Here is a 15,256-nt window from a genome sequence, read left to right as displayed (position 1 = left end):
GCGACAAGGCCCCTGCCGGGGGTCAGGTCGGCGGCCGCCGGATCGGCGGTCGGCGCCCGCCGATCGACGACCCTCGGCGCAGCGTGCGCAGGTTCAGCCGACGGGGGCGGGGATCACGGTGACGTCGACCGGGACGACCGCGAGCCGCAGGCCGACGGGCTCGTCGAAGTCGGCCTGGAGGGCGTCGCGCAGCGAACTCGCCGACGGCGGATCGCCGCCGCCGCTGATCGTGACCTGCACCTGGTCGCCGTCGATCCGGACGTCGGTGACGATGAAGTCGCTGTCGTCGCCGAGCCAGGTCACGGCGGTCTCCTGTGCGTCGCGCAGGCGCGTGTCGGACTGGAGCAGGCCCTCGGAGGTCAGCATGAGCGGCACCATCACGATGCCGGCGAGTGCGACGAAGGGGGCGACGGTCTGCAGGATCTGCCGCGGGCGCTTGCGCAGGGCGAACGGACGGGCGAAGCCGGTCAGCACGAAGACCGCGGCGGCGGCGAGCACGATCGCGACGAAGTTCGTGAGGAACAGCAGCGACGCCCCGCCCGCGTCGTCGAAGCGTCCGCCGTTGAGGCTCACGCCGACCACGGCCAGCGGCGGCACCAGCGCGACGGCGATCGCGACGCCGGCGATGCCGCTCGCCACGCGGGTGTTCACCGTCGCGAACGCGCCCGCGGCGCCGGCCGCGAGGGCGATGAGCATGTCGATGGTGTTCGGCGACACCCGGGAGATGATCTGCGTGTTCGTGTCGAACGAGATCGCGACCGGAGCCCAGGCGGCGATGCCGTAGGCGAGCGCGACGGCGACCACCGCGCCGGCGAGCACGAGCAGCGACGACTCGACGGCGCGTCGGCCCCACCCGTTCACGAGCGCGCCCGAGAGGCCGAGGATCGGGGTCATGAGCGGCGCGACGAGCATGGCGCCGATGACCACGGCCGTGGAGTCGGCGAGCACCGCGAACGTCGCGATAGCGACCGAGAGCAGCAGCATCACCCACCAGGTGCCGAGCTTCGTCGCGCGGCTCGGGTTCTCGAAGTAGAGACCGGATGCCTGTTCGGCGCGCGTCGCCCGGCCGAGGTCGGATCCCTCGATCCAGTCCCAGACCACCTCGGTGATCGTGGCCGTCGAGGGGTCGAGCCCGGTCTCCTGGCCGGCTCGCCGCACGCTCCAGGCGATGAGCACGAGGCCGACGAGGAGGGACACGGTCGCGCCGGCGATGATCACGGTCGCGGCGAGCGAGGCCGGCACCACGAACGCGAGCACGCCCGCCACAATCGCGATCGACCCGGCGGCGAGGCGGGGGAGCGGGTCGCGGTCGCGTCGACGCAGCAGCGCCGCGATGACGGCGACCACGCCGCGGATGCCGATGTACACGCCCAGCACCGCGACGACGATCACGAGCGTGATCTCGCCGGATCCGGCGAACGCGATCAGGCCGAGCACCGCGGTGGCGAGGAGTGCCGCGAGCCCGCGCAGGGCGGCGAGCCACCGGTTGATGGGCCGCCGCAGCCACCGGTGCCCGCTGACCGCGAAGACGAGGTCGGCGACGCCGCCGATCGCGAAGAGCACGACGACGATGACCGTCACCAGCGTGGTGGTGGCGTCGGGCAGGAGCAGCACGGCCGTTCCGGCGACGATGGCGGCGAGCCCGCGCAGGGCCACCGCGGTCGACAGCATCGCGGTCGCCGAGCGGAACCGGTCGCGCATGCGTTCGTTCGTACGCGGTTCGATCGCCAGCGCTTCGTCGTCGGTCGACGTCATCGGCCCTCCTGTTTTCGTGGGCTCAGACTACGGTGCGGCCATCTCCGAAGTGAGAGGGTTGCGCAAAGGTCTGATCGATACCTCATTAGTGCAACAAAATCAGGAGCAACTCGACGAAGTAGTGATTAAACATCCGATGACTGCTACGCTCGTGAGCGTTGATCTCAACGACGAGAGGAACCACCGTGCACCAGCAACGACACCGCGGTCCGCGTCCGACGCCTTCGCTCGCCGAACCGATGTCCGTAGACCTGCAGTCCGTAGACCTGCACGACTAGACCGAAGCCCCGCGGCGATTCCGTCGCGGGTCTCGGCGAACACCCCATCGGCCTCGCGCAGCGTCCGGGTGCCACTTCACGCGCTGCACGTCGACTCGACGTGCCCGATGGCCATCCGCACCCGATCAGGCAACGCAGTACCGGCGCGGCTCGGACGCGCCCGATCGAAGGAGAGCTCTGTGTACACGGCCGACCACGACATCAATGGCGCGACCGCCCGACGGCGGCGGCGACGAGCGAGGAGTTGGGTCGCGAGCGCCCTCGCCCTCGCACTCGGCTCGGGAGCCGTCGTCACCCTGGGCGGAACGTCGGCGGCAGCCGCCGAAGCCGATGGGTTCGGCGAACAACCGGCCCTCAAAGCGTGGTACTCCGCACCCGCGGGCCCGGCGAACGACAAGGCGGGCGCGTGGGAGAAGGAGAGCATCCCCCTCGGCAACGGCTACCTGGGCGCCAGTATCCTCGGCGGCGTCGACAGCGACGAGATCGTCATCAACGACCACACCTACTGGACCGGCGGCCCGGGGCAGAACCCGGCGTACGACGGCGGCTTCAGCTCGAAGACGTCGGAGGAGAACGCCGCCAACATCAAGAAGGCCCAAGACCTCATCCAGGCGGCCTGGGACGAGACCTCGCCCGCGACGGTCGATGCGAACGGCAACATCACGCCCGCGACGACGCCGAGCTCGGCGAAGATGAACGAGATCACAGGCGTCGTGAACCAACTCGTCGGCAGCAAGGCGAACTTCGGAAGTTACCGACAGCTCAGTTCGATCATCATGAACTCGGGCGACGTCGTCGAGCTCGCTGAGTACTCGGCGAACTACACGAACCCGAACAACGCCGGCGAAACCACGCGGTCGCTCTTCGACGGCACGACGCAGACCAAGATGTACGCCGACAAGTTCGGGGCGCCGACCGCGACGAATCCCTACGTGGTCGAGTGGTCGTACTCGAAGGCGTTCGACGCCTCGGCGTATCGGCTCGCGACGGGCAATGACAGCCCCGGCCGCGACTTCAAGACCTGGGTGCTCGAGGCGCGCAAGGGCGACGGCGCATGGGCCGTCGTCGACACCGTGGCGGATGCCGCGTTCGGCGCCGCCCGCCTGACGTACAAGTCGTTCACGTTCGACGTGCCGGGCTCGTACGACCAGTTCCGGATGTCGGTGACGGCGACCGCGAGCGGCGGCGACCCCCAGATGTCCGAGCTCGAGGTGACGATCCCGGCGAGCAGCGCACCGAAGTTCGTCTCGTCGACGGCCAACAAGGAGCACCCCGATAACGCGGCCGAGCGCTCGCCGTCGCTGTTCGACGGCGACACCGGTTCGAAGATGTACGCGCACGCAGCCGGCCCGATCACCGAGGCCAACCCGTACCAGGTCGACTGGTCGTACTCCGCCCCCGTCGCGGTGACGACCTATCGCCTCGCCACGGGCAACGACGTCCCCGGCCGCGACTTCAAGGCCTGGAAGCTGTACGGCAAGTCGGACTCTGGCGAGTGGTCGCTGATCGACACCGTGACGGATGCCGCTTTCGGCTCCGCGCGCAAGGCCTACAAGCAGTTCGACGCCGACGTGCCCGGCACGTTCAGCGCATTCCGCATGACGGTCACCGCGCTCGCGCAGGCCAGTCAGAACCCGCAGATGTCGGAGATCGACGTGCTGCCAGTGACGACGCCCGAGGAAGACCCGGTCAGCGACTACCGCCGCGAGCTCGACCTCGACGGCGGCAGGGCCTCGGTCTCGTACACGCGCGACGGCATCGGCTTCGAACGCGAGTACTTCGTGTCGAACCCCGACCAGGTGATGGCCGTCCGCCTCACCGCCGACGAGCCCGGCGCGATCACGCAGGCGTTCTCGATCAAGCCCATCGACCCTCAGAAGCTCACCGTCGACGGCGACACCATCACCGCCACCGGCTGGGTCGGCGGCCACACCGCGGGTGCCGACGATGTCAACCTGTTCAACGACGCGCTGCACTACGCGCAGCAGCTCAAGGTCATCCCGCAGGGGGAGAACGCCAAGATCGTGAAGTCGGGCAACGCGATCCGCGTCGAGAACGCCGACTCCGTCGTGCTGCTCACCGCCACCAACACGAACTACCAGGAGGACATCACCGCCGACGAGCCGCACCCCGGCGAAGACCCGCTGAACAACTACTTCGACGGCGAAGACCCGCTCCCCGAGGTCGAGGAGCGCATCGACGCGGCATCCGCCAAGGGCTTCGACGAACTCTACGAGACGCACCTCGCCGACTACAGCGAGCTCTACGACCGCGTGCAGCTCAACCTCGGCGACGTGGCATCCGCAACGTCGAAGACGACACCCGAACTGCTGAAGGGCTATCGGGACGGCACCAACACGGCCGACGAGAACCTGTACCTCGAGACGCTCTACTACCAGTTCGGCCGCTACCTGCTCATCGCGTCGTCGCGCGAAGGGTCGCTCCCGGCGAACCTCCAAGGCATCTGGGCCTACGGCACCAACCCGCCATGGGCGAGCGACTACCACGCCAACATCAACCTGCAGATGAACTACTGGCTGGCCGAGCAGACGAACCTCTCGGAGCTCACCGAGCCGCTCATCAGCTACATCGACAGCCTGGTGCCCCGCGGCACCGAAGGCGTCGAGCGCGTCTTCGGCGAGGGGACGCGCGGGTGGACGACCTGGCATGAGAACAACACGTGGGGCAACACCGCCCCGGCGGTCTCCGGCGCGTTCTTCAGCCCCGAGGACGGCGCCTGGCTCGCGCAGCACATCTGGGAGCACTATCGGTACACGCAGGACCTCGACTTCCTCGAGGAGCACTATGACCTGCTGCGCGACGCGGCGCTGTTCTGGGTCGACTCGCTCGTGCTCGACCCGACATCCGGCAAGCTCGTCGTGAGCCCGTCGTACTCGCCCGAACACGGACCGTACTCGGCGGGCGCAACCGAACCGCAGTCGGTCGTGAGCGGACTCTTCGAGGACGTCGCCGAGGCGCACGACGTGCTGGGCGACCGGCTCGACGAGTCCGACGAAGCGAGCGGGTTGGAAGGCCGCGACGCCGAAGACGCATACCTCGACGAGATCGAGACGGCGAACGCCGGCATACTCGGCCTGCAGATCGCGCCGAAGGGAACGTACACGCAGGGTGGACGCACCTACCAGGGCGGTCAACTGCAGGAATGGCAGAACCCCATCGCCATCGACTTCACGGGCGACGGCAGCCACCGCCACACCAACCACCTCTACGCGCTGCACCCGGGCGACCAGGTCGTCGCCGGACGCAGCGCCGAGGAGGACGCCCTCGTCGACGCGATGAAGGTCACCCTGAACACGCGCGGCGACTCCTCGACCGGCTGGTCGATGGCGTGGAAGCTCAACTTCTGGGCCCGCGTGCGCGACGGGGACCGCGCCCACGTGCTGTACAGCACCCTGCTCAAGCAGGGCACGTACGACAACCTGTGGGACGCCCACCCGCCGTTCCAGATCGACGGCAACTTCGGCGGAACCGCAGGCGCGACCGAGATGCTCCTGCAGTCGCAGGGCGACGCGATCGAACTGCTTCCGGCCTTGCCCGAGGTCTGGAGCGACGGGTCGGTCACCGGCCTCCGGGCGCGCGGCGACGTCGGCGTCGACCTCGCCTGGTCGGGCGGCACCCTCGCCCAAGCCGTGCTGACGCCGGATGTCGCGCAGACGCTCACCGTCAAGGGCGTCGACCTCACCCGCATGAAGGTGACCGACTCCGACGGCACCCGCATCCGTGTGCAGAAGGTCGCGAACTACGACGGCGACCAGGACGGCCGCACCATCCGGTTCGAGGGCGAAGCCGGGGAGACGTACCGAATCGAGGCCTCGGGCGACACGACCGCACCGACCGTGACCGTCAAGCCCGACACGAAGGGACGCGATGGCGTGTACCGCACCGTCTCGTTCAAGCTCTTCGACGAGGGATGGATCGATCGGCTGGAACTCAACGGCGTCGCCAAGGACCTGACCGACAACACCTGGTCGGACCTCAACGGCGTGAAGCCCGGCGCGTTCGGCGGCAAGGCCGGCAGCAACGAGCTGAAGGTGTACGACGTCGCCGGCAACGTCACCACGCTCTCGTTCGTGCTCGACGTCACCGGGCCGACGGCCAGCGTGAAGTCCGGCGCCGGCACCGTCGGCACGGCCGCAGGCGGATACGAGGTCGTCTCGTTCGCGCTCGCCGACGAGTTCAAGGTCGACCGGGTGAGCGTCAACGGGGTCGCGACCGACCTCGCCGACGCCACGGCGATCGACCTCGACGGCGTCAAGCCCGGTGCGTACGGCGCCGAACTCGGTGCCAACGAACTCGTCGTCGCCGACGTCGCGGGCAACGAGACCAGCGTGTCGTTCACGCTCGTCGAGCCCATGCCGCCGGCCTGGGCCGCAACCACGGTCTACGACCGAGGAGATGAGGTCTCATACGACGGTGCCGCCTACGTCGCGCAGTGGTGGACGAAGAACGAGAAGCCCGGCAGCAGCCGTACCGGCTCGTGGATGGAGCGCGGCGACCTCGTGCCCGCAGCGGGTGACGGCGTGCGCGAGTGGACGGCGACCTGGGTCTACACCGGTGGTGAAACCGTCGCGTATGAGGGCCATACCTGGACCGCCAAGTGGTGGAGCCGCAACCAGGCGCCCGGCGACTCGAACGGCCCGTGGCGGGATTTGGGGGCGTACTGACGGCTGATCTCGTGACTCAGTCGTTCTGAGTCGAGCAGTGGGGGCCGGTCCGAGAACGGGCCGGCCCCCAACGTGCGCTCGCTTGATATGAAACACGAAAACCCCCGGGTCTCCCGGGGGTTTTGGTTGTGGCTCCGACCGGCATCGATCCGGTGACCTTTCGATTTTCAGTCGAACGCTCTACCAACTGAGCTACAGAGCCTCGAGGCATCCGCCGATTTGATCGGTATCGGCCTCGAATAAGGAGAAAGCCCCTTCTCTCGTAAGGGAAAGGGCTTGTCGCCTGAGCGACCCTGACGGGACTTGAACCCGCGACCTCCGCCGTGACAGGGCGGCACGCTAACCAACTGCGCTACAGGGCCTCGATAGGTGCTTGCGCACCCGAGTATTCAATTTGATTGTACTTGACCTTCGTGGAGTGACCCCAACGGGATTCGAACCCGTGCTGCCGCCGTGAAAGGGCGGTGTCCTAGGCCACTAAACGATGGGGCCGGAGGTCTTGCCTGGGGCATGACCGCCGAGAAGCAAGCATACGTGCCAATCGCCGCATTGGCAAAACGAGCGCGGAACGAGCCGCGGACGGCCGTAGAACACCCCCGAAACGACGGCAGATCGACCCCGAAACGACGGCAGATCGACCCCGAACGACCCGAGCGGATGCCCCGGGCGCGCGGCCGCGGCATCCGCCACACGCCCCGGAATTGCCGGAATCGCGCCGAACCCCAGCCTAGGGTGAGCCTGCCACCCTGCATGGAAGATCGAGGAGCACCGGGCGGAGCACGCCTGCACGAGGACTCATGACACGCACCACCACGCGCACATCACCGCCGGCGAAGGCCCGGATCCGACGTGTCATCGCGTCGATGGCGGTGGTCGCCGTCGCGGTGTTCGGCGTCGTGCAGTCGGGCACCGATCCGCAGGCGGCGTGGGCGGCCGACTACCCCACATGGGACGAACTGCAGGAGGCCAAGGCGAACACCAAGGCCGGAGCCGCCGCGGTGGAGGAGATCACGGGGCTCATCGCGCAGCTCGAGGACAACGTGGCCGCGACCCGCGCCGAGGCGGAGCGGCGCACCGACGAGCTCATGGTCGCCCAGCAGGAGTACGACGACGCCGTGCTGCGGGCCGATCAGATCCAGGCGCAGGCGGATGCCGCGGCCGAGGAGGCCGCCACGGCCGAGGCGAACGCCGGTCAGGTGGCCGCGCAGCTCTACCGCTCGGGCACGGCCGACGTGGGCGTGAGCCTGTTCCTCGACGCGGGCGACTCGGCCGCGACCGAGGCCCTGCTCGGCAAGCTCGGCAGTATGGAGAAGATGGTCGAGCGCACGTCGGCCATCTACGACGAGGCGAACGAGAAGGCGAACGCGGCGTCCTCGCTGGCCGACCAGGCCGAGGTCGCCCGGGGGGAGCGCGAGCGCCTGCGCATCGCCGCCGAGGAGGCGCTCGCCGCGGCCCAGGCGGCGCAGGCCGCAGCCGAGGCCGCCCTCGCGGAGTCGCAGGCGAAGAAGATCGAGCTCGACCAGCAGCTGAAGTTCCTGAAGGACACCGAGGCGAAGACGACCGCGGCCTACGAAGAAGGCGAGCGCAAGCGCAAGGAAGAGGAGGAGCGCCGCCGCAAGGAGGAGGAGCGCCGCCGGCAGGAGGCGCTGAGCCAGGGCTCGCCGGGAACGATCGCGAGCTCGGGTTGGGCGCTGCCCGCCTGGGGCTACATCACCGGTGACTTCGGCCCGCGGGCGTCGATCTGCACCTCAGGGGGCTGCTCGAACAGCTTCCACTACGCGGTCGACCTCGGCACCGGATGCGACGCCCCCATCTTCGCGGCGAACAGCGGCGTCGTCCGCTACGCCGGATGGTCGGGCACGTACGGCAACTACGTCCAGATCGACCACGGCGGCGGCGTCTGGACGGGCTACGCGCACATCCGCGACGGCGGCACGTACGTCGGCACCGGCCAATGGGTCGAGGCCGGGCAGAACATCGCGTCGAGCGGAACCACGGGGGCGTCGACCGGATGCCACCTGCATTTCGAGGTCTTCGTCGGGGGTGGACGCATCGATCCGATCCCCTTCATGGCGGATCGGGGAGTGAGACTTGGTTGACAACCGCACGAGGCCGCTGTCGCGCGTGAAGCCCGCGACCGTGTTCTCCACCGTCGCGATCGGCGCGGTCACGGCATCCGTCGTCGCGGCGGGCGGGCCGGCCATGGCCGATCCCGACTACCCGTCGTGGAGCGACATCGAGCAGGCCAAGCAGAACGAGCAGACCAAGCAGGCCGAGATCGATCGGGTCGGCGAACTCCTCGCCGGGCTCCAGACGGCAGCGGATGCCGCGGCCGAGGCCTCCATGCGCGCCGACGAGGCGTGGCGGGTCGCCGTCGACGAACGCGATCAGGCGGCCGAGCGCGAGCAACGCCTCGGCAAGCAGGCCGACGAGGCCGATGCCGTCGCCGAGATCTCGAAGATGCGGGCGGGGCTGCTCGCCGCGCACCTCGCGAAGACCGCGGGCAACGACCTGTCGGCCGAGCTCGTGTTCACGGGCGACGACGCGGCCGGACTCCTGCAGCAGCTCGGCATGGCCGACCGCCTCGGCGCCCAGGCGAACGAGGTCTACGAGCAGGCGACGGCCGATCGGAACACGGCGGAGTCGCTGCGCGAACAGGCGGCGGATGCCGCGACCGAGCGTGAACGTCTCGCCACGCTCGCCGAGGCCCGCGCCGACGAGGCGGCCGCCGCCGCGGACGCGGCGAACGCCGCCGTGGCGACGCAGCAGCAGCGGTCCGAGGAGCTGTACGCGCAGCTCGCGAGCCTGCAGGGCACCACGGCGCAGCTCGAACGGGAACGTGCCGAGGGGCAGGCGCGCGAGGCGGCCGAGGCGGCGGCTGCGGCGCGGGCGGCTGCGGAGGCCGCTGCGGCCGCTGCGGCGGCTGCGGCGGCCGAGGCGGCTGAGGCGGCTGCGGCGGAGAACTCCGGGGGCGGCTCCGGGGGCGGCTCCGGGTCGGGCGGCGGCTCCGGTTCGGGTTCCGGTGGGGGAAGCGCCCCGGCGCCGGCCCCGCCGAACGCGAGCGCGGTCGAGGCGGCCATCTGGTTCGCGAGCCAGCAGCTCGGCGAGCCCTACGTGCTCGGCGGCGCCGGACCCGGCGTCTGGGACTGCTCGGGCCTCACGCAGGCGGCATACGGCTACGCGGGCATCGGCATCGGCACGCACTCGGCGACGAACCAGTACCACACGCTCGCCGCGCGCGGAAAGGCCGTGCCGCTCTCGCAGATCCAGCGCGGCGACCTGCTCTTCTGGGGTGGAGGCGGCGACTACTACCACGTCGCGATCTACCTCGGCGGCGGACGCATCCTCGAGGCGCCGCGCGAGGGCGTGCCCGTGCGCGACTACTTCATCTGGGGTTCGCCCGCCGCGGCGGCCCGGCCTGCGGGCTGACGGACGTCCGTTCGGCCGACGGTGTCTCGGCCCGTGCCCGGGCCCGACCCCGACCCCGACCCTGCCCCGGGCCCGACCCCTGATCCCGGATCCCTGCCCCGGGCCCGACCCCAGCGCCACTCCGGGCTGGGATCCCCTCCGGCGCGCCGGAGTCCGATCACCGGCTCCGGCGTGTCGGCCGGAAGCCCAGCCGAGACGTACATCGCGCGCGGTCACGGCGCGGTGCTCGCCGCCGGGGACGCGAAAGGGGCGGGCCGTGGCGGCCCGCCCCTTCGGTTCACGGATGCTGCGGCATCCGCTGGTCTCGAGACGGCGCCGGGGCGCCTCCTCGACCGGCGGCATCCGGGGTCTCGAGACGGCGCCGGGGCGCCTCCTCGACCGGCGATGCCGATCGGTCAGTGACCGGGGAACGCCTCGATGCCGGCCTGGATGATGGCCTCGGCCTCGGCGGCGTCGCCCCAGCCCTCGGTCTTGACCCACTTGCCGGGCTCGAGGTCCTTGTAGTGCTCGAAGAAGTGCTCGATCTCCTTGCGCGTGTACTCGGGGATCGAGTCCACGTCGGTGATGTGCGCCCAGCGCGGGTCGCCCGCGGGCACGGCGATGACCTTGGCGTCGCTGCCGCCGTCGTCGGTCATGTTGAACACGCCCACGGGGCGCACCTTGACGCCCACGCCCGGGAACAGCGGGTAGTCGAGCAGCACGAGCACGTCGACCGGGTCGCCGTCGAGGCCGAGCGTGTTCTCGAAGTAGCCGTAGTCGGTGGGGTACACGAAGGTCGTGTAGAGCACGCGGTCGAGGAACACGCGACCGGTCTCGTGGTCGACCTCGAACTTGTTGCGGCTCCCCTTGGGGATCTCGATGACGGCGGCGTACTCGCCCATGTGGGTTCTCCTTGGTTGTGGAAGCACGGTGTGAATCGTGCGCCGGCACGGGCCTCGGCCTGTCGCGAGCGGCGGAATAAGGTTACTTGATGCCCTCAGGAACCGAATCGGATGAGACGACGGATGCCGCCGACGGCCGCCGCCCCCGGCTGACGCCCCCGATCGCCGACGTGCGGCGGGCGGTGCGGGCCGTGCTGCCCGCCGACGGACTCGTGCTCGTGGCGCTCTCGGGCGGTCCCGATTCGCTCGCGCTCGCCGCGGCCGCCGCGTTCGAGGCGCCGCGTGCCGGCCTGCGCGCGGGCGCCGTGATCGTGGACCACGGGCTGCAGCCGGGCTCGGCCGAGGTCGCGGCGCGCGCGGCCGAGCAGGCGCGTGCGCTCGGGCTCGACCCGGTGCTCGTCACGCGCGTCGAGGTCACGGGCGAGGGCGGCCCCGAGTCATCCGCCCGCCGTGCCCGCTACGCCGCGCTCGACGAGGCCGCGCGGTCGACGGATGCCGCGTGCGTGCTGCTCGGGCACACGCTCGACGACCAGGCCGAGACGGTGCTGCTGGGGCTCGCGCGCGGATCCGGGGCGGCGAGCCTCGCCGGCATGCCCGCCCGCGCGGGGCGATACGTGCGGCCGCTGCTCGGCATCCGCCGTGCGACGACCGTGCAGGCGTGCGCCGACGCCGGGCTCGAGCCGTGGACGGATCCGCACAACGCCGACCCCTCGTACGCGCGCGTGCGGGTGCGCGAACGGGTGCTGCCCGTGCTCGAGGCCGAACTCGGGCCCGGCATCGCCGAGGCGCTCGTGCGCACCGCCGAGCAGCTCCGCGAAGACGACGACGCGTTCGAGGCGCAGATCGACGAGCTCATCGAGGAGATCTGCGAACCCGCCGAGGCGGGTATCGCGATCTCGGTCGGGGCGCTCGCCGCGAACCCGGCGGCACTGCGGCAACGCATCATCCGGCACGTCGTCGGCAGCGAGTTCGGCGTCTCGCTCTCGCGCGTGCAGACGCTCGACGTCGCACGCCTCGTCACCGACTGGCACGGGCAGGGGCCGCTCGAGCTGCCCGACGGCGTGCGCGTCACCCGGGCCGGACGGCACCTCGTGTTCTCGACCACCGGTTCGACCGAGGTGCTGCCGCACGACCACTGACGGGCTCGGCGGTCGAGCGCTGCCGCGACGGAGGAGCCGCCGTCTCGAGACCAGCGCCGGCAGGGTCTCGAGACGCTTCGCTCCTCGACCGGCGTGGCGCTTCGCTCCTCGACCGGCGTGGCGCTTCGCTCCTCGACCGGCGTGGCGCTTCGCTCCTCGACCGGCGATCGGGGGTACGGTCGCGGGCCGCGGCGATTAGGCTCGTGGCATCCGTTCGCCGCGCACCCACGGCGTCCGGGTCTCGACCACCACGCACCGGAGGAGCGCCCATGAACGCGAGCGAGATCGAAGCAGACCTGACCGAGGTGCTCGTCACCGAAGCCGAGATCCACGCGAAGCTCGCCGAGCTCGCGCGGCGCATCGAGGCCGACTACGAGGGCGAGGACCTGCTCATCGTCGGCGTGCTGAAGGGCGCGGTCATGGTCATGGCCGACCTCGCACGCGAACTCCGCTCGCACATCAGCATGGACTGGATGGCCGTGTCCAGCTACGGGGCGGGCACGAAGTCGTCGGGCGTCGTGAAGATCCTGAAGGACCTCGACACCGACCTCACCGGCCGGCACGTGCTCATCGCCGAGGACATCATCGACTCGGGCCTGACGCTCGCGTGGCTGCTCGAGAACCTCGAATCGCGCGGCGCCGCCTCCATCGAGATCTGCGCGCTCCTGCGCAAGCCCGACGCGGCCAAGGTCGCGATCGACGTCAAGTACCTCGGCTTCGACATCCCGAACCAGTTCGTGGTCGGGTACGGGCTCGACTTCGCCGAGCGGTACCGCAACCTCCGCGACGTGGCGATCCTCGCGCCGCACGTCTACTCCTGAGGGGTCTCGAGACGCTGCGCTCCTCGACCGGCGGATCTCGAGACGCTTCGCTCCTCGACCGGCGGGTCTCGAGACGCTTCGCTCCTCGACCGGCGGGTGTTGAGACGCTTCGCTCCTCGACCGGCGGGCGGGGTCTCGAGACGCTGCGCTACCCGACCGGCGGGCGTCTCCGTCGGCCCACAGCGAACACTCGGCCGGCGGTCGGTTTCCGCGGGGTAGCCTGTCAACACCATGAACATCAAGAAGATCCTGCGCGGGCCGATCATCTACATCCTGCTGGCGATCGTCGCCGTCTGGATCGGGTCGAGCCTCATCACCGCCTCCGGTTTCAAAGAGGTGTCGACGCAGCAGGGTCTCGAGTTCCTGCAAGACGAGAAGGTGTCCGAGGCGAAGATCGTCGACGGCGAGAACCGCGTCGACCTCACCCTCGCGAAGGCCGATGACGAGTTCGGCGACAAGGTGCAGTTCTACTACGTGACGCCGCGCGGCGACGACGTGGTGGCCGCGGTCGACGCGGCCAACCCGAAAGACGGGTACAACGACGAGGTCCCGCAGCCGAACTGGTTCCTCTCGATGCTCGGCATCCTGCTGCCGCTCGTGCTCATCGGCCTCTTCTTCTGGATCATGCTCTCGGGCATGCAGGGCGGCGGCAACCGCGTCATGCAGTTCGGCAAGTCCAAGGCGAAGCTCGTCACGAAGGAGAGCCCGAAGGTCACCTTCGAAGACGTCGCCGGCTCGAACGAGGCCATCGAGGAACTCGAGGAGATCAAGGACTTCCTGAAGGAGCCCGCGAAGTTCCAGGCCGTCGGCGCCCGCATTCCCAAGGGCGTGCTGCTGTACGGCCCTCCCGGCACCGGCAAGACCCTGCTCGCCCGCGCCGTGGCCGGCGAGGCTGGCGTGCCGTTCTACTCGATCTCGGGCTCCGACTTCGTCGAGATGTTCGTCGGCGTCGGCGCGTCCCGCGTGCGCGACCTGTTCGAGCAGGCGAAGGAGAATGCCCCCGCCATCATCTTCATCGACGAGATCGACGCCGTCGGCCGCCACCGCGGCGCCGGCATGGGCGGCGGCCACGACGAGCGCGAGCAGACGCTCAACCAGCTCCTCGTCGAGATGGACGGGTTCGACCCCAAGACCAACGTCATCCTCATCGCGGCGACGAACCGCCCCGACATCCTCGACCCCGCGCTCCTGCGCCCCGGCCGCTTCGACCGCCAGATCGGCGTCGACGCCCCCGATCTCAAGGGCCGTCAGCGCATCCTCGAGGTGCACTCGAAGGGCAAGCCGCTCGCCAAGGGCGTCGACCTCGAGGTGCTGGCCCGCAAGACGCCCGGCTTCACCGGCGCCGACCTGGCCAACGTGCTCAACGAGGCCGCGCTGCTCACCGCCCGCTCGAACGCGCAGCTCATCGACAACCGCGCGCTCGACGAGGCCGTCGACCGGGTCATCGCCGGTCCGCAGCGTCGCAGCCGCGTCATGAAGGACAAGGAGAAGCTCATCACGGCCTACCACGAGGGCGGACACGCGCTCGCGGCGGCGGCGATGAACTACACCGACCCCGTGACGAAGATCACGATCCTCCCGCGAGGCCGGGCGCTCGGCTACACCATGGTGATGCCGCTCGAAGACAAGTACTCGATCAGCCGCAACGAGCTGCTCGACCAGCTGACGTACGCCATGGGCGGTCGCGTCGCCGAAGAGATCGTCTTCCACGACCCCTCGACCGGCGCCTCGAACGACATCGAGAAGGCCACGTCGACGGCCCGCAAGATGGTCACCGAATACGGCATGAGCGCGAACGTCGGCGCGGTCAAGCTCGGCCAGGCGCAGGGCGAGGTCTTCCTCGGCCGCGACATGGGGCACCAGCGCGACTACTCCGAAGAGATCGCCATGCGGGTCGACGGCGAGGTGCGCAGCCTCATCGAGCAGGCGCACGACGAGGCCTGGCAGGTGCTCAACGACAACCGAGACATCCTCGACCGGCTCGCGGCCGAGCTCCTCGAGCACGAGACGCTCGACCACAACCAGATCGCCGAGATCTTCACGGACGTGAAGAAGCTGCCCGAGCGCCCGCTGTGGCTCTCGAGCGACAAGCGACCGGTCTCGGACATCCCGCCGATCGTCTTCCCGACCGACAAGGCCCCGATCGACCCGGGCGCCGTCGACGGCGGCATCGACTCGAGCGACGAGTCGGCCGACGAGCCAGCCCCGAAGCGCTCGCCCCGACAGAACCCGCGCCCCGCGACGGCGTAACGCGCCGTCGGCGCCCAC

The 15,256-nt window shown here is 70.0% G+C and carries 8 protein-coding genes and 3 tRNA genes; 6 read left to right on the top strand and 5 right to left on the bottom strand.

What is annotated here, in order from left to right; all coding sequences use genetic code 11:
• Nucleotides 1-93: 93 nt before the first annotated feature.
• Nucleotides 94-1,755, bottom strand: a complete 1,662-nt coding sequence (locus GQQ92_RS13880; RefSeq protein WP_156999894.1) for a DUF389 domain-containing protein — start codon at nucleotides 1,753-1,755, stop codon at nucleotides 94-96.
• 457 nt (nucleotides 1,756-2,212) lie between these two features.
• Here GQQ92_RS13880 and GQQ92_RS13875 point away from each other — a divergent pair, with 457 nt between their 5' ends.
• A complete protein-coding gene (locus GQQ92_RS13875; protein WP_197738268.1) occupies nucleotides 2,213-6,718 on the top strand; it encodes a glycosyl hydrolase family 95 catalytic domain-containing protein in 4,506 nt (1,501 codons plus the stop codon).
• Between the two features lie 129 nt (nucleotides 6,719-6,847).
• On the opposite strand, the gene GQQ92_RS13870 is transcribed toward GQQ92_RS13875, so the two are convergent.
• The 3 genes from GQQ92_RS13870 to GQQ92_RS13860 all read right to left on the bottom strand — a co-directional run bounded on the left by GQQ92_RS13870 (nucleotide 6,848) and on the right by GQQ92_RS13860 (nucleotide 7,210).
• A tRNA-Phe gene (locus GQQ92_RS13870) sits at nucleotides 6,848-6,920 on the bottom strand.
• An 86-nt stretch (nucleotides 6,921-7,006) separates the two neighbouring features.
• Nucleotides 7,007-7,080 (bottom strand) — tRNA-Asp (locus GQQ92_RS13865).
• A gap of 57 nt (nucleotides 7,081-7,137) precedes the next feature.
• Nucleotides 7,138-7,210 (bottom strand) — tRNA-Glu (locus GQQ92_RS13860).
• Between the two features lie 305 nt (nucleotides 7,211-7,515).
• On the opposite strand from GQQ92_RS13860, the gene GQQ92_RS13855 reads away from it, so the two are divergent.
• Together GQQ92_RS13855 and GQQ92_RS13850 are read left to right on the top strand one after the other, a co-directional pair.
• Complete coding sequence (locus GQQ92_RS13855) at nucleotides 7,516-8,817, top strand: M23 family metallopeptidase (protein ID WP_156999892.1); 1,302 nt, start codon at nucleotides 7,516-7,518, stop codon at nucleotides 8,815-8,817.
• On the top strand, nucleotides 8,810-10,147 hold the full coding sequence (locus GQQ92_RS13850; protein WP_156999891.1) for a C40 family peptidase: 1,338 nt from the start codon (nucleotides 8,810-8,812) through the stop codon (nucleotides 10,145-10,147). Before GQQ92_RS13855 ends, GQQ92_RS13850 begins: the two co-directional genes overlap by 8 nt.
• Before the next feature lie 395 nt (nucleotides 10,148-10,542).
• Here the strand turns inward: GQQ92_RS13850 and GQQ92_RS13845 are convergent, their stop codons facing one another.
• A complete protein-coding gene (locus GQQ92_RS13845; protein WP_156999890.1) occupies nucleotides 10,543-11,028 on the bottom strand; it encodes an inorganic diphosphatase in 486 nt (161 codons plus the stop codon).
• Nucleotides 11,029-11,117: 89 nt separating this feature from the next.
• On the opposite strand from GQQ92_RS13845, the gene tilS reads away from it, so the two are divergent.
• From tilS to ftsH, 3 genes are all read left to right on the top strand, one after another.
• Nucleotides 11,118-12,167, top strand: coding sequence for a tRNA lysidine(34) synthetase TilS (tilS, locus tag GQQ92_RS13840; protein ID WP_156999889.1), 1,050 nt, complete (start codon nucleotides 11,118-11,120; stop codon nucleotides 12,165-12,167).
• 269 nt (nucleotides 12,168-12,436) lie between these two features.
• Entirely contained in the window at nucleotides 12,437-12,988 is a 552-nt protein-coding gene (hpt, locus tag GQQ92_RS13835) for a hypoxanthine phosphoribosyltransferase (RefSeq protein WP_156999888.1), read from the top strand.
• Nucleotides 12,989-13,219: 231 nt separating this feature from the next.
• The gene (ftsH, locus tag GQQ92_RS13830) at nucleotides 13,220-15,238 is read left to right on the top strand and encodes an ATP-dependent zinc metalloprotease FtsH (RefSeq protein ID WP_156999887.1); all 2,019 of its coding nucleotides are present in this window, start codon (nucleotides 13,220-13,222) and stop codon (nucleotides 15,236-15,238) included.
• The last annotated feature ends 18 nt before the right edge of the window (nucleotides 15,239-15,256 follow it).

The sequence above is a fragment of the Agromyces terreus genome, assembly GCF_009749465.1.
GTDB classification, from domain to species: Bacteria; Actinomycetota; Actinomycetes; order Actinomycetales; family Microbacteriaceae; genus Agromyces; species Agromyces terreus.
The sequence above is the reverse complement of the archived record's forward strand: the minus strand, read 5'-3'. Positions and strand labels throughout refer to the sequence as shown.

Coding starts and splice junctions, on each gene's coding strand:
- GQQ92_RS13880 (WP_156999894.1), bottom strand. CDS start 1,755: ATGACGTCGACCGACGACGAAGCGCTGGCGATCGAACCGCGTACGAAC.
- GQQ92_RS13845 (WP_156999890.1), bottom strand. CDS start 11,028: ATGGGCGAGTACGCCGCCGTCATCGAGATCCCCAAGGGGAGCCGCAAC.
- GQQ92_RS13855 (WP_156999892.1), top strand. CDS start 7,516: ATGACACGCACCACCACGCGCACATCACCGCCGGCGAAGGCCCGGATC.
- tilS (WP_156999889.1), top strand. CDS start 11,118: ATGCCCTCAGGAACCGAATCGGATGAGACGACGGATGCCGCCGACGGC.
- ftsH (WP_156999887.1), top strand. CDS start 13,220: ATGAACATCAAGAAGATCCTGCGCGGGCCGATCATCTACATCCTGCTG.
- hpt (WP_156999888.1), top strand. CDS start 12,437: ATGAACGCGAGCGAGATCGAAGCAGACCTGACCGAGGTGCTCGTCACC.